General features: G+C 58.2%; 16 protein-coding genes. 8 read left to right on the forward strand and 8 right to left on the reverse strand.

The window, feature by feature from the left end:
* Positions 1-3 precede the first annotated feature (3 nt).
* Complete coding sequence (locus FIV08_RS05535) at positions 4-3,087, forward strand: efflux RND transporter permease subunit (protein ID WP_152437627.1); 3,084 nt, start codon at positions 4-6, stop codon at positions 3,085-3,087.
* Here FIV08_RS05535 and FIV08_RS05540 read toward each other — a convergent pair.
* Positions 3,084-4,709, reverse strand: coding sequence for a methyl-accepting chemotaxis protein (locus tag FIV08_RS05540; protein WP_152437628.1), 1,626 nt, complete (start codon positions 4,707-4,709; stop codon positions 3,084-3,086). The genes FIV08_RS05535 and FIV08_RS05540 overlap by 4 nt on opposite strands.
* A gap of 161 nt (positions 4,710-4,870) precedes the next feature.
* Between FIV08_RS05540 and FIV08_RS05545 the strand changes: the two genes are divergently transcribed.
* The gene (locus tag FIV08_RS05545) at positions 4,871-5,626 is read left to right on the forward strand and encodes a pseudouridine synthase (protein ID WP_228715499.1); all 756 of its coding nucleotides are present in this window, start codon (positions 4,871-4,873) and stop codon (positions 5,624-5,626) included.
* 128 nt (positions 5,627-5,754) lie between these two features.
* A complete protein-coding gene (locus tag FIV08_RS05550) occupies positions 5,755-7,623 on the forward strand; it encodes a sensor domain-containing diguanylate cyclase (protein WP_152437629.1) in 1,869 nt (622 codons plus the stop codon).
* Here the strand turns inward: FIV08_RS05550 and FIV08_RS05555 are convergent.
* On the reverse strand, positions 7,593-9,059 hold the full coding sequence (locus tag FIV08_RS05555; protein WP_152437630.1) for an amidase: 1,467 nt from the start codon (positions 9,057-9,059) through the stop codon (positions 7,593-7,595). The two genes, FIV08_RS05550 and FIV08_RS05555, sit on opposite strands and share 31 nt — an antisense overlap.
* A gap of 184 nt (positions 9,060-9,243) precedes the next feature.
* Between FIV08_RS05555 and FIV08_RS05560 the strand changes: the two genes are divergently transcribed.
* Positions 9,244-9,852 (forward strand): methyltransferase family protein, encoded by a 609-nt coding sequence (locus tag FIV08_RS05560; RefSeq protein WP_152437631.1) that lies wholly within the window; start codon positions 9,244-9,246, stop codon positions 9,850-9,852.
* 9 nt (positions 9,853-9,861) lie between these two features.
* On the opposite strand, the gene djlA is transcribed toward FIV08_RS05560, so the two are convergent.
* Positions 9,862-10,644 (reverse strand): co-chaperone DjlA, encoded by a 783-nt coding sequence (djlA, locus tag FIV08_RS05565; protein ID WP_058093084.1) that lies wholly within the window; start codon positions 10,642-10,644, stop codon positions 9,862-9,864.
* A gap of 50 nt (positions 10,645-10,694) precedes the next feature.
* Entirely contained in the window at positions 10,695-13,496 is a 2,802-nt protein-coding gene (locus FIV08_RS05570; RefSeq protein WP_152437632.1) for an HD domain-containing phosphohydrolase, read from the reverse strand.
* Positions 13,497-13,582: 86 nt separating this feature from the next.
* Between FIV08_RS05570 and alkB the strand changes: the two genes are divergently transcribed.
* On the forward strand, positions 13,583-14,278 hold the full coding sequence (gene alkB, locus FIV08_RS05575) for a DNA oxidative demethylase AlkB (protein WP_152437633.1): 696 nt from the start codon (positions 13,583-13,585) through the stop codon (positions 14,276-14,278).
* On the opposite strand, the gene FIV08_RS05580 is transcribed toward alkB, so the two are convergent.
* On the reverse strand, positions 14,237-15,517 hold the full coding sequence (locus FIV08_RS05580; protein ID WP_152437634.1) for an MgtC/SapB family protein: 1,281 nt from the start codon (positions 15,515-15,517) through the stop codon (positions 14,237-14,239). The two genes, alkB and FIV08_RS05580, sit on opposite strands and share 42 nt — an antisense overlap.
* 324 nt (positions 15,518-15,841) lie before the next feature.
* On the opposite strand from FIV08_RS05580, the gene FIV08_RS05585 reads away from it, so the two are divergent.
* The 3 genes from FIV08_RS05585 (at position 15,842) to FIV08_RS05595 (ending at position 19,835) form a co-directional block, all read left to right on the forward strand.
* Entirely contained in the window at positions 15,842-17,329 is a 1,488-nt protein-coding gene (locus tag FIV08_RS05585; RefSeq protein ID WP_152437635.1) for a SulP family inorganic anion transporter, read from the forward strand.
* 77 nt (positions 17,330-17,406) lie between these two features.
* Complete coding sequence (locus tag FIV08_RS05590) at positions 17,407-18,258, forward strand: universal stress protein (RefSeq protein ID WP_416376917.1); 852 nt, start codon at positions 17,407-17,409, stop codon at positions 18,256-18,258.
* A 17-nt stretch (positions 18,259-18,275) separates the two neighbouring features.
* Positions 18,276-19,835, forward strand: a complete 1,560-nt coding sequence (locus FIV08_RS05595) for a phospholipase D family protein (RefSeq protein ID WP_152437637.1) — start codon at positions 18,276-18,278, stop codon at positions 19,833-19,835.
* A gap of 6 nt (positions 19,836-19,841) precedes the next feature.
* On the opposite strand, the gene FIV08_RS05600 is transcribed toward FIV08_RS05595, so the two are convergent.
* From FIV08_RS05600 to FIV08_RS05610, 3 genes are read right to left on the reverse strand one after another with little or no spacing between them, the layout of a single operon-like run.
* Entirely contained in the window at positions 19,842-21,032 is a 1,191-nt protein-coding gene (locus FIV08_RS05600; RefSeq protein ID WP_152437638.1) for an NAD(P)/FAD-dependent oxidoreductase, read from the reverse strand.
* A gap of 45 nt (positions 21,033-21,077) precedes the next feature.
* Positions 21,078-21,884, reverse strand: coding sequence for a PhzF family phenazine biosynthesis protein (locus FIV08_RS05605; protein ID WP_152437639.1), 807 nt, complete (start codon positions 21,882-21,884; stop codon positions 21,078-21,080).
* Positions 21,881-22,186, reverse strand: a complete 306-nt coding sequence (locus tag FIV08_RS05610) for a hypothetical protein (RefSeq protein ID WP_152437640.1) — start codon at positions 22,184-22,186, stop codon at positions 21,881-21,883. The genes FIV08_RS05605 and FIV08_RS05610 overlap by 4 nt, the downstream gene beginning before the upstream one ends.
* Positions 22,187-22,209: the final 23 nt, after the last annotated feature.

A 22,209-nucleotide genomic window follows, 5' to 3' on the forward strand; every position in this document is an offset into this window, starting at 1 on the left:
GCCATGCGAGCGCTGATTTCGGCGGCCATGGACCGCAGCCGCACCACCTTGTTGCTGTTCCTGTTTCTGTTATTGGGCGGCATGGCGGCCTATCAGGCGATTCCCAAGGAATCCAATCCTGACGTCACCATACCCATGATCTATGTATCCATGACCCTGGAGGGCATCAGCCCCGAAGACGCCGAACGGCTGCTGGTGCGCCCCATGGAACAGGAACTGCGATCCCTGGAGGGCATCAAGGAGATGCGGGGCAACGCCTCTGAGGGTCACGCCTCGGTGATGCTGGAGTTCGATGCAGGCTTCAATCCCGACAAAGCGCTGCAGGATGTCCGGGAAAAGGTGGATACAGCCCGCACCAAGTTGCCCCAGGAAGCCGACGAGCCCCGGGTAAATGAGGTCAACGTCTCCCTGTTTCCCGTGCTGTCGATCGGTTTGTCTGGCCCACTTTCCGAGCGTGAGCTCATCACCATTGCCCGTCGCCTGCAGGATGCCATTGAAGCGATTCCCGAAGTGTTGGAAGTCGACATTGGTGGTGACCGCGAGGATCTTCTGGAAATCGTGGTGGATGCCCAGGTGCTGGAGAGCTACGGCATTGACTTCGACCAGTTGGCCTCTCTGGTCACGCGCAATAATCAGCTGGTTGCCGCTGGCTCCCTGGACACCGGCAACGGCCGTATGGCCCTGAAAGTGCCGGGGGTGATCGAGACCATCGAGGATGTGATGTCGATGCCGGTGAAGGTAGACGGCGATTCGGTGGTCACCTTTGGCGATGTGGCTATGCTGCAGCGTACCTTTAAAGACCCTACCGGTTTTGCCCGCATCAATGGCGAGCCGGCACTGGTGTTGGAAGTGTCCAAACGCTCAGGCGCCAACATCATTGAAACCATCGAGAAAATCCGCGCGTTGATCGACGATGCCAGACCACGGCTGCCAGACACTCTGGACATTCGCTACATCATGGATCAGTCCGATGAAGTTCGGGATATTCTGTCTGACCTCCTGAATAACGTGATGACGGCCATCGTGCTGGTGATCATTGTGGTCATTGCCACCATGGGGCCCCGCTCCGCGTTCCTGGTGGGCCTGACCATTCCGGGCGCGTTCCTGACCGGTATTCTGGTGATCTGGAGCATGGGGCTTACCCTCAATATCGTGGTGCTGTTCAGCCTGATTCTGGTAGCGGGCATGCTGGTGGATGGCGCCATTGTGGTGTCTGAGCTGGCGGACCGGAACCTCAGCGATGGTCAACCGGTGAAAACCGCCTGGGTAGAAGCCGCCTCGCGAATGGCCTGGCCGGTTATAGCTTCAACCGCCACAACGCTCGCCGTGTTTGTGCCCCTGTTGTTCTGGCCCGGGGTTGTGGGCGAGTTCATGAAGTTCCTGCCGATGACGGTGCTGATTTGCCTGATTGCCTCGTTGGCCATGGCTCTGGTGTTCCTGCCAGTGATGGGTGGTGTCAGTGGCGGCCGGCGTGTGCACCAGGACGCCACGGAAGGGCGGTTCATGGTCATTTACCGCAGTACCCTTGGCACCTTGCTGCGCCGCCCGGGGTTGACCCTGTTGGGTGCGTTGGGAGTGATTATCCTGATTTACGCGGCCTATGGCCGTTTCAACCACGGCGTGGAATTTTTCCCGAGTGTGGAACCGGACTCTGCCCAGGTGCAGGTGCGTGCCCGGGGTGATCTATCTGTGTGGGAGCGAGACGCCATTGTGCGCCAGGTGGAGCAGCGCCTGCAGAATATGCCGGAAGTAAAAGCCCTGTATGCGCGTTCCATGCTGTCAACCAGCAGCCAGTTGGCGCCGGATGTCATCGGGGTGTTGCAGTTCCAGTTCAACGACTGGTTTACCCGCCGCACCGCCACCGACATTCTGGAGGATTTTCGGGAACGAACCAGGGACATCCCTGGTATCGAGCTGGAGTTTCGCAAGCAGGAAGGTGGCCCGGCAGAGGGCAAGCCCATTGAGCTTCAGGTCAGCAGTATGGACAGTGGCGAACTGGATGGCTACGTGGATGAATTACAGCGGCAGATGCGCGCGTTGGGTGGCTTCGCCGATATTGAGGATGACCGTAGTCTGCCGGGTATCGAGTGGCGCCTGCAGGTAGACCGGGAAGCGGCGGCCCGCTTTGGTACCGACGTGTTGAGCATAGGCAGTGCCGTGCGCCTGGTCACCAACGGTCTGGTGCTGGCTACCTACCGGCCGGAAGATGTTCGGGATGAAGTCGATATAGCCGTGCGGGTACCAAACAACTGGCGGGAGCTGGACCACCTGCAACGCCAGACCATCCACACCCCGCGCGGCCAGGTGCCACTATCGGAATTTGTTAGCCTCGAACCGGGGGATAAAACCGGCTCCATTGTGCGGGTAGACGGCCAACGCACCATCACCATCAAATCCGACGTTGCCCCGGGCCGGCGCATGGATGAGGTCTTGCGCAGCCTGCAGGCCGAAATGCCAGAGCCACCCGAGGGGGTAAGCGTTCGCTTCGCCGGTGAGAATGAAGACCAGCAACAGGCGGCCACCTTCCTGACCACGGCGTTTCTGGTGGCGGTGGGCCTGATGCTGCTGATACTGGTTACCCAGTTTAATTCTCTCTACCAGACTTTCCTCATCCTGTCGGCGATTGTGCTGTCGACCGCCGGCGTGCTGCTGGGCCTGCTGGTCAACGGCCAGTCCTTTGGGGTGGTGATGGTGGGTATGGGAATCATTGCCCTGGCAGGCATTGTAGTGAACAACAACATCATCCTGATTGATACCTTCAACCAGATGAAGAAAGAGGGTAAGGCAGCCTACGAGGCCGCCCTGGAAACCGGTTGCCTGCGTATGCGGCCGGTGCTGCTGACGGCCATTACCACCATTCTGGGCCTGATGCCCATGGTTCTGGGCGTCAACGTCAACCTGCTGGAGCCGTCGTTCGGGCTGGGCGCCCCCTCAACGCAATGGTGGACTCAGTTGTCCAGCGCCATTGCTGGTGGCCTTGCCTTTGCCACCCTGCTGACATTACTCCTGACGCCGGCGCTGCTGGTGTTGGGGGATAAGGCCGGCCAGACCTTTTCCAGACTGACCGGTCGCACTCAAAGCGACTAGTGCCTGATACGATCAGCCAGTTCCCGGGCCTTGCTCGCCATGGCCTCAAGTTCCGGCACGGTGCGAAGATTGTCCTCTGCGGCCCGATGCATAGCCTCGGAGGTCTCTGACACGTCGGTTACATTGCGATTGATGTCTTCACACACACTGGTCTGTTGTTCTGCTGCTGTTGCGACCTGGGTCGTGGCATCACTGATACTGGCCATCCGGCGGTTGATTTCTGCGAGGGTACTGCGAACCGCTTCGACGGCTTCGTTGCTCTCCTGCGCTACTACTTCTGATGCGTGCATGTACTCGGTGGCATCACGGGAGGCGCCGCTGATGGCTGCAATGATCTGATCAATTTCGACGGTAGCATCCTGGGTTTTGGCGGCTAGGTTGCGGACCTCGTCGGCCACCACGGCAAAGCCTCTGCCTGCCTCGCCAGCCCGGGCTGCTTCTATCGCAGCGTTCAGCGCCAAAAGGTTGGTCTGGTCGGCAATCTCCCGAATGACCCGCATCACATCACTCACCTTCTTGCCATCGTTGGCAAGCTGATTGACGGTCTCTGCCGAGCTGCGAATCTGGTTGGTCAGCCTTTGCATGCTTTCGACTGCTTTGTTGATTTGGGCATCTGCGGTGCCAGTCTCTTCCGAGGTTTGGCTCACTTCCGATGCAACCGATGCGGCATGGCTGGCAACATCTTCGGCTGTGGCAGACATTTCGTTCATGGCAGTGGCAATCTGCTCGATCCGCTGATGGGCAAGATCGGACTGGCTGGCGACGTTATCGGCATTGGCGCGGATCAACTCCCCGGTCGTATTGAGCTGAGCGGCATTCTGGCTGAGCTGGGTGCCTGTATCGCTGAGGAATCCATGCAGATTTCGGGCGGCGCCCGCAAGTTTGCCCAGTTCGTCAGACCGTTGCATCGTTACCGGGTCAGACAGATCCCCGTCGCCGAGACGTGCTATCTGGGAGGTAAGCTTCTGAACCGGTCTTACAACACTGGTAACGAGCATGAAGATCAGCACGATCGTTCCAGCCACAATGGCAGCTATCAATAGTGCTGACACGATCCAGCTGCGTTCGGTTACCGTTTTATTGAGGATAGAGGCCACGGCTAACCCATCTTCTCTGATATTTTCAACAGCTTCCTGAATTAATCTGGCAGGCTCCCGATCAATGCCCTGTACGGCGATATCACCAGCATTGGGATCGAAGCCTGAGCGGGTAAAGGCCTCGAAGCCCCGTCTGTAAGCCCGGCCCATCTCCTGATGAGCCCGTTTAAAGTCGGTCAGCAAGGATTTTGCGCTAGCTGCTTCTACTGCCGGTATCAGAGAATCAAGCTGCGCCTGGATTGAAGCTTCTTCCTTCTGGAACCGTTGCCAGTATTTTTCGAGCTGATCTGAATCTGCCCCACGGATCAGCACGTTCTTCCACTCCTGGACCTGGGTTTTGAAATCTGAGAGAACGTCTTGGGCCTCGAGAGCCCTGACCATATTGCTGCTTACCAGTTCATTGAAATCATCTTTGACTTTCAGGGAGAAGTTCAGGTACACCATCGCAACGGCAGCGACCGTCAGGTTCGTCGCCAGTATGATGGCCAGGACACGGCCCAGGATGCTTCTTGAATACCAATTCATGGTTTAGGTTCCGGTTTCGGTGTTGGCTTATTCCAGATCATACGTTGCGGCTTTTTTATAGTGGTGCTTTATGTGTTTTTCTCATCTACATAATAATTCGGCTGATTGATTTGAAACATGAGACTTTCATGCCGAAAAGAATGTGAACTTTTTGTTGCAATATGATGACACCTAATCCGCTGACTGTTCTCTACCAAGACGCACAACTGCTGGCGGTTCACAAGCCGGCAGGCTTGCTGGTGCACCGAAGCCCTATCGACAAACACGAAACCGAGTTTGCCCTGCAATACGCCCGTGCGCTGAATGGCGGCGAGCATGTGTACCCGGTGCATCGCCTGGATCGGCCCACATCCGGTGTTTTGCTGTTTGCCAGAGATCCGGACACTGCCCGCGCAGTTGGCCAGGCCATGATGGCGGGCGAGGTGGAGAAGACTTATCTGGCCATGGTCCGAGGCTGGGCGCCAGAATCCGGGGTGATTGATCACCCGCTGAAAGATGAGCCGGAAGACCGGCGTTTACGTGGAACTGAACAGCCTGTGCGGGAAGCGCTCACTCACTTCCGAAGGCTGGCGACCACTGAGATTCCGGTGGCCATTGAACGCTATCCCTCCAGCCGGTACAGCCTGGTTGAGCTGTACCCGAAGACCGGCCGAAAGCATCAGTTGCGCCGCCACATGAAGCACATTAACCATCCCATCATTGGCGACGCCAACCATGGCCGGGGGCGCCATAACCGGTATTTTGCTGAACGGTTTGGCGAGGGCCGGTTGATGCTGGCGGCTACCCGGCTGTCGTTGTTGCACCCGGTCTCCGGCGAAGCGCTGACACTGGTATCCGAGCCGGAAGAGAGCTTTCTCCGGGTGCTTGAAGTGTTTTCTCAGGCCCGGTTTAACAATTGGCTAAAAGTGTTTGATTAATAACCATTGTGTATCTTTTTTTGTCATTTTGCGTCGATTGGTAGTAGTGGCAGGCGCCGCGCCCAAGCTTGGTGCATACTCGTTGATAAGCACATAACTACACTAAATGCTTATACCCGAGGCCCGCTGTGCCAAGACTCTCGTTACTGCTCATTCTTGCCCTCAGTCTTCTGCTGCCATCGTCAGTGTTGGCAGAGCCGGCAACCTGGGACAAGCACTCGAAGCGACTGGAACTGGCGCCCCATGTCGATTACTGGTTGGAAAACGAGCGAACCTCCTTCTCGGAGGTCACTCAGTTACCAGATGAATCCTGGACCGCCGGTGGCGACGAAAGTGCGAACTTCGGCTATAGCGATGATGTGTACTGGTTCCGTTTCCGAGTGACCAACGTTACCGGAGTGGAAGCCGTCAATTTCATGGAAATTGGTTACCCGGTCTTGGACCATATCGAAGTCTACCTGCCTGACGCCCAGGAGCCTCTGCTGCTGGGCGACAAGCGGCCGTTCTACGACCGGCCCATCCACCACCGTCATTTTGTTGTGCCTTTGCTGTTGCCAGCCAACGAGACGGTTACTGTGTACCTTCGTGTGGACACCACCAGCTCCATGCAGGTGCCGCTGACACTCTGGGAGCGGGATGCGTTTTATGCGGCAGACCAGGGCCGCAGTATGCTGGAAGGTATCTACTACGGCATTGTTCTGGTGATGATCCTGTACAACCTGTTTGTGTTCATGGCCGTGGGCGAGCGCAGTTTTCTCTACTACGTTGGCTACATCACCACCATGCCCCTGTTTCTGGCCAGTCTGCACGGGGTTGGCTTCCAGTACCTTTGGCCGGAGGGCACCTGGTGGAACGATCAGTCCATCATTGTGTTTCTGAATCTGGTGATTGTCTTTGGTGGGGCCTTCAGTATCCGCTTTATCAGCGTTACCCGTGAGAATCACCCGTTGCTGAACCGGTGGACCATGGCGATGATCATGGCCGCGGGCCTGATGGCTGGGGCAGGTCTGATTATTCCCTACAAGCACATGATTCTGCCCACCATTCTGATCGCTGCGGTGGGCTGTTCGACCATGCTGGTGCTTAGCGTGATGCGTTGGATCAAGAAAGATCCGGCGGCTCGCTATTACACCGTTGCCTGGGTGTTCATGCTGTCTGGGGGAATTGTACTGGCCCTGAACAAGTTCACCTTCCTGCCGCGCAACCTGCTGACAGAGAATGCCACTCAGGTGGGCTCGGCACTCGGTGTAATCCTGCTCTCACTGGCCCTGGCAGATCGCCTGAACCGGGAGAAGAAGCGTTCATTTGCTGCCCAGCAGAGGCTCCTGCGTGAAGAACGCAAGGCTCGCCTGGCTCAGGAAAAGTCGCTGCGGGTGCAGCAGGAGGCCAATGCCATGCTGGAGGAGCGGGTGCAGGAACGTACCCGGGATCTGGAAACCCTGAACGAGCAGTTGCTGGAATTGAATGCCACAGACCCGCTAACGGGCCTGAAAAATCGCGGGCATTTCGACAAGGCTTTCCAGTCGTCCGTGGTACATGCTTACCGGTTTGAGGAAGTGGTGTCACTGCTGGTGCTGGATATCGACCATTTCAAGAAATTCAACGATACCTACGGCCATCTGGTCGGCGACGATTGTCTGAAAATGGTGGCCCAGTGTATCAAGCGCCACGTGACGCGCCCCCAGGATCTCGCTGCCCGCTATGGCGGGGAAGAGTTTGTGGTACTGCTGCCGGATACTCCCGGAGATGGTGCCGAGCGCGTAGCAGAGCGGATTCGGAAGGAAATCGAGAAGACCGCCTTCCGGGTTTCCGGTGAAATGCTCCACCTGACCGTCAGTATTGGCGTGTGCAGTGTGTCACCGGCCCGTGCCGACGCCACCAAGGAAATCTTTTCCTGCGCAGACGAGGCGCTCTATGAGGCCAAGGGGCAGGGGCGTAATCGTGTAGTGGCTAACCGGCATCAGGGTCAGGCCATCAGTGCCACATCACCCGCGTAGCGATTATCGCCCAGGCGTGAGATGAGGGGCAGCGGATGGTCCGCTTCAAGCGCGTAAGCCAGTTCCAGCAGGGTGCGCTCATCACCGTGTCGAGCCATGAACTGAACGGAAACGGGCAGGCCCGCGTCTGTGAGTGCCATGGGTACGGAGATGGCCGGTGCCCCGGTGGTGTTGGCTAACGGAGTGAAACAGACGTACCGGGTCAGCCTATCAAACAGCTGGTCAAACGGTACTGTCGGGCTCAGGTGCCCCAGCGGCGGTGTCGTCTGGCCGAGTACCGGGGTCAGCACGGCATCGTATTGGGACATATGCCGCGCATAGTCCTGCTGCGAGCGCTTGAGTCGCCAGAGCGCCGCAGGCAATTTCCAGAGTTTCTTCCGGAACATTTTCTCCAGCCCGTTGGTCAGCCCGTCAACTTGCCGCTTATCGAACTGAGGGTGCATCAACTTGCGCCCCTGCAGTTTAACGCCGAAGGCCAGCAATCCCCAGTACAGTGCAAAGTCGTCCGGAAAAGACGCTGGAATGGGAGCATTCATCGGCTCGATGATATGCCCGAGTTTCTCGAGATAGCGTGCGGTGGCCTCCACGGTTTTGCGGGTTTTCGGGTCTGTCTTGTGGCCGGTCACCGAGTCCAGAACCACTCCGATCCTCAGCTGCTTTCCAGACGGACCCTGCACATGGCCCACCCGGGGAAGGGCCGGGTTGCGTAAATACTCGTCTGCGGCTGCAATGAAGCCTGCGGAATCCCGTACAGAGCGGGTGACTACTCCGTCACTGACAATATTGATGGGCAGGGTTTTGGCGGCCTCGTTATCCACCACACGGCCCCGGGTGGGTTTTAGCCCTATCAGCCCACAGCAGGCTGCCGGGATTCGGATCGACCCGCCACCATCGTTGGCATGGGCCACAGGCACAACGCCGGCGGCCACCAGAGCCGCAGCGCCGCCTGAGGAGGCGCCGGAGGAATATTGCAGATTCCAGGGGTTACGGGTGGCGGCGCCATGGGCCGGCTCGGTGGTGGCATTGAAGCCGAATTCCGGCAGCGTACTCTTGCCCAGACACAGGTAGCCCTGTGCCAGCATCTGCTCAGCGAACGGGCTGGTCTTGCTGGCGGTATTGCTGGGCACGGCCGCCGAGCCATGGCGTGTTGGCAGGCCCTGAACGTCGGTGTTGTCTTTGATGAACGTGGGTACACCGGCAAACGGGGCCTCAGGCTTTGCGAGGCTGCGAGCAAGCGAGAGGCTTCGGTCGTAATCCGTGGCAACCAGTCCGTTAATCACTGGCTGTGCCATTTCGGCCCGTTCAATGGCGGCTTTCGTGACGTCCAGCGCTGACACTTCACCTGCACGAATGCGCGCCGCCAGTGCGGTTGCGTCATCTTCGCCCATGGCATCATCACGAAAACAATGGAACGGACCTTGGTGCTCGGACTGCATGGTGTACTCCAGACTGATCAGATCGTCTAACGATAACCCACCTGAAAACGTGATGGCATGTCATTTTGGGTATCCCATCACATGCTCCGTTAAAACCCGCGAACGGGTGATTGATTCTGATCACTTTCAATAACCGGAATCAGACAGTAAGCTGATGGCCAACCTGTTGAACCAGAATGCATAAATGGATCTGATTGAACCCGCTGTCCGAACGTTTCTCGGCATCTTTTTTCTGATGATTGGCCTGCAGTTCTCCGCCAGAACACTGGGCTTATACGCCCGTATGGGGGTCAGCCACATTCATTATGGTGCCCGGGGCAAAGCGACCTGGTGGCATCGCCATATCTTCAATGTCTTTCGGGCAGCGATTCTTCTGGTGTGTCTGGCACGGATTTTTGTCGACCTGGATGACTGGCTCGGGGTATTTGCCTGGCTGTATCACTGGCCGGTTCTGTTGGCCGGTGCGGTGTTACTGCTGGCATCGTTTACGGCGGTGAACTACCTGCAGGCGTATATGCACGAAGACTGGCGCTCCGGTATCGCACCCTCTGCAGATAAGGCCAGGCTACTGACTCAAGGCCCTTACAGTCGTTCCCGAAATCCGTTGTTTCTGGCGGTTATGACCGGACAGTTGGGTTTTTTTCTGGCATTGCCCAGTGCGTTTTCGCTGGTTTGCCTGGTGGCGGGTGTGCTGGTGATTACCCGCCAGGCAAAAGAGGAAGAAAAAGCCCTGGCTCAGCGCTTTGGCCAGGACTATGAGGTTTACCGGGCAAGGGTGCCCCGCTGGTTCTGACGTCTGTCGTCAGGATGCCTGTTTTCGGGCGTCTTTGATCACATCGTAGGCGTGGCTGATTTCACGAGTGCGCTCTTCCGCCATCTCCCGCATGCTCTCGGGCATGCCGCGCCCGGCCAGTTTATCCGGGTGGTTCTCACTCATCAGCTTGCGGTAAGCGCGTTTGATCTCGGCATCGGAGGCAGAGGCGGATACCCCCAATACCTTGTAGGCGTCCTCAATCTGCTGCCCCGAGGAGTAGTTCGGGCTGCCGCCGGCATGCCCGGCATGGGCGCCGCGCAGCATGGCCTCCAGTTGGTCTACCTGGCTTTCTGGCAGGCCAAGGCCCCGGGCAATGCGTACCAGCATCTCGTGCTCGGCCGGGTGTACCTGGCCATCTGCGGCCACCGCAGACACCTGAACCTGCAGGAACATCTGCAGAAAGGCTGGCTGGCGGCCGGAGTTCTGCAGAAAGCGGTTCAGCTCGGCGTCCAGGTCAAAATCCGGTTGCTTACCACGGTTGAATGCGTCCCGGGCGATGGCTTTTTGCTCTTCGTTCAAACGAAACCGTTCAAACATCGCCTCCGCCAGTTGAATCTCGTCCCGGGTCACCACGCCGTCGGCCTTGCACAGGGCGCCCATGACGGCAAACACGGATTCAACGAAGTTGTTTTGCAGGCTCTGAATCTTGCCTATCAGCCGGCTCTTCATCCGCTGGAACAGGAATGCGCCAATGGCAGCCCCCACCAGAAATCCCGGAAACCGGCCAAAGGCATAACCGATCAGGCCACCGAAAATCATTGCGAACAGCATTCAGATATCCTTAGCGAGTAAATCAGTCCGTAGAATATACGTGTTTTTGGTCAGGGCTTCATGAACAGGCTTTCATCCACCGGATCAATCTGTTCCGGCCGCAGGTGCTGTTGTGCGTAGGTCAGCCAGGTGCGGGACTGCAAAAACAGGTTAAAAGTGTCCTTGTCCAGGTGCCCTTTGTCCACCATAACCGCCATCAGCCCCAGGGACTCGGAGAGGGTTTTACCGCGTTTGTAGGGGCGGTCTACCGCGGTGAGAGCTTCGAATACATCGGCGATGGCCATGATTTTTTCCGGAATGCTCATGTCTTCACCCGTCAGCCTGCAGGGGTAGCCATTACCGTCCATTCGCTCGTGGTGGGTGCCGGCTAGCCTCGGCACATTGGCCAGCCGATCTGGCAGCGGCAGGGCATCCAGCATACAAATGGTCTGCACGATATGCTCGTTGATTTTGAATCGCTCTTCGTCGGTGAGGGTGCCATAACGCACCGTGAGGTTGTGCAGCTCACCCCGATTGTAGGCGTGCTCCGGCAAGGTCATATCGAACCCCCAGCGGTTACGGGGGTCGTCTTTGCGCACCGGTGGAATATTGTCGCCCCAGCTGCGCAAGTGGCCGGGTTTGTCAGCCAGCAAGGTTTCCATAACGGGTAGCTCGGGTGTTGGCTGGTGTTCTAGAGCTTGCTGTTCGTCGCCGGACAAGCCCAGGCGGTCGTTAAAGTTCCGTAGCCAGGTGCGGTTGCCAATCTGGTGAATGCGCGCGACATCGTCATCCGACATGGATTCGCTGCCTTGATTGACCCGCGCAAGAAAGGCGAATTCCTCCTGCAGGGTTTCTTGCAACTGATCCCGTTGTTGTCTGGCCTGATGCTCATGGTCGCCGGCCAGGCGAGCCTTCAGGTACTGGATGTCGGCATCCCGGTGTAACACCTCAAAACGGGTGCGGATTTCATGTATCCGATTGTGAATGGTCTCAAGCTTGACCGCCTTATCAACCACATATTCCGGGCTGGTGATCTTTCCGCAGTCGTGGAGCCAGGCGGCCAGGCGGAATTCATAACGTTCGTCTTCGGACATCCTGAAGCGGGCAAACGGGCCATCACTGGCGTTTTCAGCCTGTTCAGCCAACATCTGTGCCAATTTGGGCACCCGCTCGCAGTGACCCCCGGTGTAGGGTGATTTGGCGTCGATGGCGTTGGCCACCAGTTGAATGATGCCGTCCAGCAGGGCCTGCTGGCTTTCGATCAGCTCACGGGTTTCGATGGCAACGGCGGCAGAACCGGCAATCTCGTCAACAAACTGGATCAGGTCATCGCTCAGTTCTGTTTTGTCTCCGTGCTCGATCTCGATAATCAACACGCCAATCAGTTTGCGGCGGCGGTTGCGGAGAATGGCAAACACTGAGTGGCCCGGAATGTGGCTGCGCAGAATACGGATCAGTTCGTTGTCATCGGCGGCAGGGGGGATAGACCTGAGTGCACTGGGTATTTCAAGGCCGCCATTCACAGTCAGTTCGAGTTTTTGATCGTGAATGTTGAACAGGTAGATCGCACCGCGTTTCTGGCCCACGATACTGACGATCTGCTCGAGAATATCCTGCAGCAGCTGGTTCAGGTCCTGGCCGCGGTTCAGTACGGTGGAAATGTTCTGGAAGCTGCGGATGGTATGGGCCATCTCATCCAGCGCAATGCTCAACTGCGACGCCTCACGGATGTGAGACTCGGAACGAACCTTGGTGTCGAAACGGAAGCGTGACAGCTGGCTGACTCTGTCTGTCAGTTGCTCCAGCGGCTTGCCCACCTGGCGCCCGAGAAACCAGCCGATGACCAGCAACAGCAGGGCGATGGCGCCGGCAATGAGGGTTTGCCTGGCCAGTGCGGCCCAGACTTCTGCAAGCAGTTCATCAGAGGGAATGGCAATCACAATCGACAGTGACTCATCCGGCAGGGCATCCAGTGCTACGGCAACGCCATACCAGTCACGCCCTTCTGCGGAAAAACCGCCGACGCCCTGTTCCGTTTGCTGCAGCCGGGCGGTTTTGATAATGGCACCGGCCGCCTGCTCTAATTCTGAGCTGGCCAGCAACTGTCCTCGATCATTGACGATGGCGAGTTGGCTGCCGGGCGTCTGGCGCAGTTGGGCGAGCTGGGCGCCAAGATCGTTCACCGTAACGTCAATGCCAAGGACCGTGGAAGGCTGTGCACTGGCCCGCTGAGACAGTGTCAGCCCGGTTTCCTGAGTGGTGAAGAAGACGTATGGCGCGGATAACTGCAGTTCGCTGACGCTCTGGGCTGCCTGATACCATGGGCGTTGGCGGGGATCGTAGTCATAACTTTCCAGCACCCGATGCTCGATCAGGTTTAGCCCGTGATCGTAGAAACGCCATATCCCAACCCGTTGCTCATCTTCCCGTTCGAGGCTTTGCAACAGGAAGTGACTGCCAGTGGGAGCATCCGGAAACTGCACGGCCCCCGAACTGCTCAAGGTGCGGAAGAGAAAGAAATCGCCGTCACCAAAACCGGCGTAAATAGCACTGACGATGGGGCTGCTGGACAGAATATCGGCCAGCACTGGCAGTCGGTCCAGCCGTTCATCCAGGTTGGTTGCGCCCGTTAACGGGTCATGTCGGAGCACTGCCAGGGCGGTGGAGGGCGGCTGGGTAATGGCGTTGATACGGTCATCCACGCTGGTGGCCAGTTGCCGTGCCGTGGCCTCTGCCGCCGTTAGTTTGGCCTGCTCCATGCCTCTGAAACTCTGGCCCACCAGTACCAGGGTGAGAATGAGCATGCCCAGGGTGATGGCGGACGCGATCAGAAAAGCGAGCGAAACCTGTGCGGTCTGGCGGTTCGGCAGCATGGGCGAGCCTTAAATGGAAAACAGGTATCCTGAGTGTAGACCCTGACCGCCGAGGTGTTTTGAATGTTGATGAAAATGATCAGGTTATGACAACAGATCTGTTTGATTTCAGTGATGGTGAACCATGGCAGGAACCGGTGGGTGAGGGCGTTGTGGTATTGCGCCGGTTTGCCCGGAATACGGCCCCGGATCTGATGCAAGCCATTGGCGAGGTGGCCAGCAAAGCGCCGTTTCGGCACATGGTAACGCCGGGCGGCCACAGCATGTCGGCCGCCATGACCTGCGCCGGCGAACTGGGCTGGGTGACCGACCGGTCGGGTTACAGGTACCAGTCCACCGATCCGGAATCCGGTCTGCTCTGGCCTGAGATCCCTGAGTCTTTTAAAGAGCTGGCGCGGAACGCCGCCGAGGCGGCGGGATATCGGGGGTTTGTGCCGGATGCCTGCCTGATCAACCGTTATCAGCGCGGTGCCCGCATGGGGTTACACCAGGACAAAGACGAGCAGGAATTCACCTGGCCCATTGTCTCCGTTTCCCTCGGTTTGCCAATAACCTTCCAGTTTGGCGGCCCAAGACGCTCAGACAAACCTGTGAAAATCCCGTTGGAGCACGGCGATGTGGTGGTTTGGGGAGGGCCTGCCCGGTTGTTCTATCACGGCGTGCTGACACTCAAAGCGGGCCACCACCCTCTGACCGGCTCTTGCCGTTACAATCTGACCTTTCGTCGGGCCGGCCGAATGTCACTGCAGCCAGGCGATCAACAGCCCGGCGGCAAGGGATAACACCATGGGGCCTGCCACCAGTAAACCGGTTCGCCGGTTGCCTATCGTCCACGCCATGCCGGATTTCACCAGATTGTTTACTGCAGCCGCGATGACAATGCCGAGCACGGCGGTATTCATTCCCAGGCCATCATTGGACATCCGGGTTAGTGAGAGGGTGATAGCATCGACATCCGCCACACCCGATGTGGCGGCCAAGGCATAGATGCCGGCGTCGCCGAAGCTGTTCTTCAGAAACTCTCCCAATATCAGAATGGCCGTCAGCAGAAGGCCGAACACCAGTGCGGAAGACAGGTCCAGCGGGTTCTGGCTCAGGTTCGGCTGGCTGACCTGAAACTGACGCGAATGCCGCTTCCAGATGAACAGGGCGGGACCGTAAAGCAGAACCGTCATCACCGCGACCGGCCAGATCAGGCTGGGCAGAAGCGCTGTATTGATGATCAGGCAGTACATCAGGATACGTGGGAACATGGTGCCGCAGGCAATCAGAATGCCGGCGGCGAACTGAGGGTTGAAGTCCGGATTTTTCGAGGCCTGCCTGGAAAAGTGTAAGGTCAGGGCAGTAGATGAACTGAGGCCGGCGAACAGACTGGTAAACAATATGCCCTTGCGGGCACCGGCGACCCGGATGGCGAAGTAACCGACGAACGAGATGGAGGCAATCAACACAACCATCCACCAGATTTCCCTGGGATTGAGGACTCCACCTGGGCCCATGGTGGTGTTGGGCAATAATGGCAGCATTACCACGGAAATCAGAAGCAGCTTGAGAGCCGCATCCAGCTCATGGGCCTGCAGCTTTTGCACCCAGCCGTGAATTTCTTCCTTATTATCGAGAATGATGGCGGTTATCACTGCTGCTGCAGTTGCCATGACCGGGTCTATGGCCACCGCGATGGCGCCGAAACAGAAGGTCAGCAACATGCCTACCATACCGGTGATGCTGAAGTTGCGAATGTGCTCCAGCCTTTCGCTGTAGGCCACCAGGCCAATGGCCGCCACGCTGACCAGCATCACCGGAAAAGCCCAGACCGTGATCTCCAGGGCCAGCACTGCAGAGATACCTCCCAGCAGGCCAATCAGGGCAAAGGTACGAATACCGGCGATGCGCTCTCCCGATTTCTGTTCCCGGGCATCCCAACCTCTTTCCAGGCCAATGATGGCTCCCAAGAGCAGGGCAATGGCCAGATTGATGGTGGTTTGGTTGGATGAAATAAACAGCGCTGCAACGTCGTCCACAGGTCGTTATCCTAAAGGGGTAAAAAGTATTCGCTTTGTATTCTAGGTAATTAGACGATTGCCGTGAATCTATGTTGGCATGCTGAAAGACAGCTACCTTACTTTCCTTGCCCGCTTCTGTTAAGCTTCGCCGCCCCGATTCGACAGTAATCTGACTTTCATCAAAGCGAAGCATTCCATAACCGTGACGATCCTTCCGCCATAGCGTTCATGCTCCCTTAACTGGCCTCGCCCAGACTTCTTTTTCAGGTTTCCTGACACCCGCCCGTGCCCGTGTGCATGGCAGTCGTTTATTTTTCATTGTTCAGTTGGATATCCCCAATCATGGTGCAATCACTCAAGCAGAACTGGTTTTCCAATATTCGAGGCGACCTGCTCGCCGGTATCGTTGTTGCCCTGGCGCTGATTCCGGAAGCGATTGCTTTCTCCATCATCGCGGGTGTGGACCCGAAAGTGGGTTTGTATGCCTCTTTCTGTATCGCCGTGATTATTGCCTTTGTGGGTGGCCGGCCGGGCATGATTTCGGCGGCAACCGGCGCCATGGCCCTGCTGATGGTGACCCTGGTCAAAGAGCATGGCCTCGAGTATCTGTTGGCAGCAACCCTGTTGACCGGTGTGATCCAGATTGCTGCGGGCTATCTGAAGCTGGGTGGACTGATGCGCTTTGTGTCCCGGTCTGTGGTCACCGGGTTTGTAAACGCCCTCGCGATTCTGATCTTTATGGCCCAGTTGCCGGAACTGACCAATGTGACCTGGCATGTGTATGCCATGACCGCCGCTGGCCTTGGCATTATCTACCTGTTCCCGCTGATACCCACCGTGGGCAAGCTGATTCCATCACCTTTGGTGTGCATTGTTGGCCTGACCCTTGTGGCCATGGTGATGGGCCTGGATATCCGCACGGTTGGAGATATGGGCGAGCTGCCGGATACCCTGCCCATCTTCCTGTGGCCGGACGTGCCGCTGACCCTTGAAACCCTGATGATCATCCTGCCGTATTCGGTTGCTCTGGCCGTCGTCGGCCTGCTCGAATCGCTGATGACAGCCACCATCGTGGATGACCTGACCGACACCACCAGCGACCGTGACCGGGAGTGCAAGGGCCAGGGCATTGCCAACATCGGCTCTGGTTTGTTGGGTGGCATGGCCGGTTGCGCGATGATTGGTCAGTCCATCATCAACGTGAAATCCGGTGGTCGCACTCGATTGTCGACCCTCACCGCCGGTGTCTTCCTGCTGATTCTGGTGCTGGTTCTGGACAAGTGGCTGGTGCAGATTCCCATGGCTGCACTGGTGGCGGTGATGATTATGGTGTCTATTGGTACCTTCAGCTGGGATTCCATTCGTAATCTCAGGGAGCACCCGTTGTCTACCAACATCGTGATGCTGGTAACGGTGATTGTGGTGGTGGCCACCCACAACCTGGCCTTTGGCGTTCTGGCGGGCGTGCTGCTGGCGGCCCTGTTCTTTGCCAACAAGATTGGCCACTACATGCTGGTGACTTCTGAGCTGGATGAAAACACCGAGACCCGTCGCTACACCGTGGTAGGCCAGGTGTTCTTCAGCTCGTCAGAGAAGTTCCTGGAATCCTTTGACTTCAAGGAAGCAGTCGATAATGTAGTAATAGATCTCAGCCGGGCCCACTTCTGGGACATTACCGCCGTGGCTGCGCTGGACAAGGCGGTGGTCAAATTCCGCCGGGAAGGCGCCGATGTTGAGGTGATTGGCCTGAACCAGGCCAGCGCCACCATCGTTGACCGCTTTGGCGTGCATGACAAGCCGGATGCGGTTGATCGCCTGATGGGGCACTGACCATGGCGGACAGTGAGGAAAAAACCGAGATTCGCAGCCACAATAATAACCAGACCGACAACCAGGGTGAGGCAAGTATGTTACGAGTAGTGGCCTGTATCGATGGCTCCCGGGCAGCACCTGCAGTATGCGATTACGCAGCCTGGGCCAGCCGGCACATGGAAACGCCCCTGATGCTTTTGCATGTTCTGGACGAAGAACGCTACCCGGCGGAGCCGGATCTGGCGGGCAACATCGGGCTTGGCAGCCGTGAGCAGTTGCTGGACGAACTGGCGCAACTGGACCGAAAACGGGCCAAACTGGCGCTGGAGCAAGGCCATCACATGCTGGATGAAGCCGAAACCAGGGTGAAGGCCGCCGGTGCGGAGGAGGCCGTCAAGCGCCAGCGCCACGGTAATCTGACTGAGTCTCTGGTGGCCCTTGAGAAAGAGACCCGCCTGTTTGTGATGGGGCTGCACGGTGAAAGCAGTTCTGACCGTGATATCCACATCGGCAGCCAGCTGGAAACCGTCATCCGAAGTGTGCATCGCTCCATCCTGCTGGTGCCGGATGACTATAGTGAGCCGAAAAGTGCCATGCTGGCGTTCGACGGCAGCCCCACCGCTTTCCGGGGGGTGGAACTGATTGCCCAGAGCCCGGTACTCAAAGGCATGCCCCTGCATCTGGTGATGGTTGGCCCGGATACCGCTGACCGCTGGGAACAGCTCAAGCAGGCAGAGCAGATGTTGTCCGGGCTGGGTGTTGATATCACCCTGGCTATTCGCGCGGGGGATGTGGAGCCTACATTGCATGCGTATCAGGCGGAACATGACATCGACATTTTAGTCATGGGCGCCTATGGCCATTCCAGAATTCGCCAGTTCCTGGTGGGCAGTACCACCACAACCATGCTGAAAACCGCTAAAAAACCACTGGTTATCATTCGCTGACAAGGAATCCCCCGGCCATGCTGACCCGGCAAGTAGTCCCGTTGATCACCAGGCTGAGCCTGTTATTGTTTGCGGGGCTGCTTGCCGGCTGCGCAAGGGGATTGCCGCCGGTCGACCATGGCCCGGTTTTGGCGGTATCCTCGGTGGCAGACTCCTTCACAACGGATCAGCGCCGGATGCACCTTGATCCCGAATCCCGACTCTCTGCGTTTCAGCTGCTCGACACGGGCCGCGATGCCTTTTTGGTTCGCAGCGCCCTGATTGAAACCGCCAGTCAGCGCATTGATGCCCAATATTACATCTGGAACGACGATGCCAGCGGCCGGTACCTGGCTGGCCGCCTGGTAGCCGCTGCAGACCGGGGCGTGCAGGTTCGCCTGTTGCTGGACGACATCAATGTGGCCGGCAAGGAATCCCTGTTTGCCATGATGGAGGCCCACCCTGCCATCAGCATCCGGATTTTCAATCCCTCTCCTTCCCGCAAGGGCGTTGGCCGTTGGCTGTCGTTCATCACCGACTTCGACCGCATCAACCGGCGCATGCACAACAAGACCTTTGTGGTGGATGGCAATGTAGGTATTACCGGCGGCCGCAACATTGGCGATGAGTACTTTGATGAACACCTGGAACTGAATTTCCGGGATCGCGACGTCATGGTGCTTGGGCCGCTGGCTGGCGCCATGACCGATAACTTTGAGGCCTACTGGCAAAGCCCTTGGTCTTACCCGCTGGGGCAATTGTATGAGCTGCCGGAATCGGAGCGTGCGGGTGACCGCTTGTCCGGACTCAGCCGTGCCACCACCGAGCCGCTGCCTTTTACTGCGTCAGTACCCCAGGGCAGGAACCAGGCGGAATCCCTGCTGGCAGGGTGGTTCGCTGACATGGTGAAGGCGGAGGCCGAGCTGGTGTTCGATCCGCCACCGGAAGACCTGGAAGCGCCGGCAGACAAACCGCGAAACACCGCAAAGGCCCTGTTTGATCTGATCGAATCGGCCCGCAAGGAAATTCTGATTGAGTCTGCCTACCTGGTTCTGGCAGACGAGCAGCTGAACGGGCTGGACAATCTGGGCAACCACGGGCTCAAGGTGGCGGCGATCACCAATTCGCTGGCCACCAATGATCTGGTCACCAATCATTCCGGCTACGCCCGTTGGCGGCGTGAGATGCTGGAGCAGGGCTTTGACCTGCACGAGCTGCGACCCGACGCACCCGCCTGTAAGCGTTGGGTGGCTAACGAACAGGCCTGCGATAGCGGTGTGGTCAGTCTGCATTCCAAAGCCGTGGTGTTTGACCGGGAAACGCTGTTTATTGGCTCGTTTAACGTGAACCTGCGTTCTATCTACCTCAACGGCGAAACTGTGCTGGTGATTCGCAGCCCGCAACTGGCGCGCGCGGTAGCCGAAGATATTGAGCGCGCCATGGCGCCGGAGAACAGCTGGCGGGTGAGCCTTAACGAGCAGGGTAGCCTGGTGTGGCAATCCCGGGATGGGGCGGTTTATCAGGAACCCGAGAGCGGATTCTGGCGCCGGGCGGCCTCCCGGATGTTGTCTTGGCTGTCGATCGAGAAGTATCTCTGAGGCCTGTCAGGCCACGTTGCCCGCCGCCACGCCGGAGGCCCACGCCCACTGGAAGTTATGCCCGCCCAGGTGGCCGGTAACGTCCACCACTTCCCCAATAAAGTACAGGTTCGGGCGATCCAGGGCCGCCATGGTTTTGGAGGATAGCTGGCGAGTATCCACTCCGCCCAGCGTTACTTCGGCGGTTCTGTAGCCCTCGGTACCTGCCGGCTTGATGGTCCAGTTGCCAAGCGTGCCGGCAACCTGTTCCAGTTCCTGGTTGCGATACCCCTGCAGGGGGCCGCTCCATCCGTGCAGCTCGTTGAATGCCTGGGCGAATCGTTTCGGCAGGTGCTGGTTCAGATAGTGCGCGATGGTGGATTGTGGCTTGCTGCTGCGCAGGGCCAGCAGGTCTTCGTGAATTTTCTCAGCCGGCAACAGGTTGATGTGTACCGCATCGCCCGGCTGCCAGTAACTGGATACTTGCAGCATCGCGGGGCCGCTCAGGCCCCGATGGGTTACCAGCATGGGTTCGCGGAAGTGCTGCTGGTGGCAGTGGGCATCGACAGGGCAGCTAACGCCAGATAACGGCGCCAGTTGCTGTTTCAGCTCCGGGTGCAGGGTGAAGGGCACCAGCCCCGCGCGGGTGGGCAGCACGCCCAAGCCAAACTGTTTGGCAATCTCGTAACCGAACCCGGTGGCACCCATGGTGGGAATCGACAGCCCACCACAGGCCACGATCAGGGATTCACAACCGAGTGTGCCGCTGCTGGTCTTCAGGGAAAAACCGGAGCCCTGCTGGCGGATGCCGGACACCGACGTGTTCATACGGATCTCGGCGCCGGCCCATTCGCACTCGGTCAGCAGCACATTGAGAATGTCCTTTGCGCTGTCTTTGCAGAACAGTTGGCCCGGCGCTTTCTCTTCATACTCCACACCGTGGCGGTCCACCAGTTCCACAAAATCCTGCGGGGTATAGCGCTTCAAGGCGGAGATGCAGTAGTGCGGGTTGTCGGAGAGAAAGTTCGCAGGCGTGCTGTTCAGGTTGGTAAAATTGCAGCGGCCACCGCCAGACATCAGGATCTTTTTGCCTGGTTTGTTGGCGTGGTCCAGCACCAGTACTTTGCGGCCCCGATATCCCGCGGTGGCCGCGCACATCAGCCCGGCAGCGCCTGCGCCGATGATGATGACATCGTACCGGGATGTTGAACCTGCCATAGAACTGCCCACCACTCGTTGAAAATGGCGGGCAGTATATCAGCCTCAGGCCAGGTAAACGGACCCTTCCATATAAAACGCCGCCTGGCCGGCGATGGCTACCCGGTCACCTCTGAGCTCGCATCGCAGAACGCCACCGCGTGCAGAGAGTTGGCGGGCTTCCAGGGTTTGTTTGCCGAGCTGTTCAGCCCAGTAGGGCACCAGCACGCTGTGGATGGAACCGGTTACCGGATCCTCGTCGATACCCGCTCCGGGGGCGAAGTAACGGCTGACGAAATCGCACTGGGTTCCCAGCGCGGTAACGATCAGCCCCTGATTGCCCAGTTCTGCCAGCAACGCCAGGTTCGGGGCAGCTTTGGTTACCGCAGCTTCCGAGTCCAGAACCACCATGTAGTTGGTGTCATTTGGCACGTAGAACGCCTGCTCGGGGGCGTTTGGCAGCGCTTTCCGGATTAACTCCGGGGTTGGTCGGGATTCAAACGGCAGGTTGGGGAAGTCCAGTTCGAGCCAGTCATCGGAACGGCGGGTAACCGCCAGGGGGCCGCTTTTCGACTGGAAACGAACCCTGTCGTGCTGCCAGCCAAGGCGATTGAACACCACCCAGGCCGACGCCAGGGTGGCATGCCCGCACAGTGGCACCTCGACCGTCGGGGTGAACCAGCGGATATGAAAATCTGCATCATCCTGCTCCGGGAGTGGCACCAGGAAAGCGGTCTCGGACAAATTGTTCTCCAGCGCAATGGCCTGCATCTGTTGCTCCGTAGGCCAGCTGTCCAGGGGCATCACCGCCGCAGGGTTTCCCCGGAACAGTTCATTGGTAAAAGCATCCACCTGGTAGATATTGGTCTTCATGGGTTGTCCTTGTGGGTTGTTAGTAAAAGGCGTCTGGCTGGTGAGACTGAGATTCCATGTAGCTCCTGCTCACTGTAACAGTGAATCTCGGGCAGCGGCGCGGCGCCCCGAAGAACCCAGTGACGGTTGCCAACGGGTATCACACGGATGCCCTCACGGGCCAGGGCCTGCAGGGCTGTCATCAGTGTGCCGGCGGCCGGCGTGCCCTCTGTGGCACAAAGGCCCAGCACATCGTTCCGGGTGGCGCGGTGAACGGGGCGCGTTGAACGCGAGTCGGGTTTTGGGATGATTGCCGTTGCCATGATGAAACTCCTTTTCTGATTCA

Origin of the sequence: Marinobacter sp. THAF197a, assembly GCF_009363275.1 — a bacterium.
Lineage (GTDB): Bacteria > Pseudomonadota > Gammaproteobacteria > Pseudomonadales > Oleiphilaceae > Marinobacter.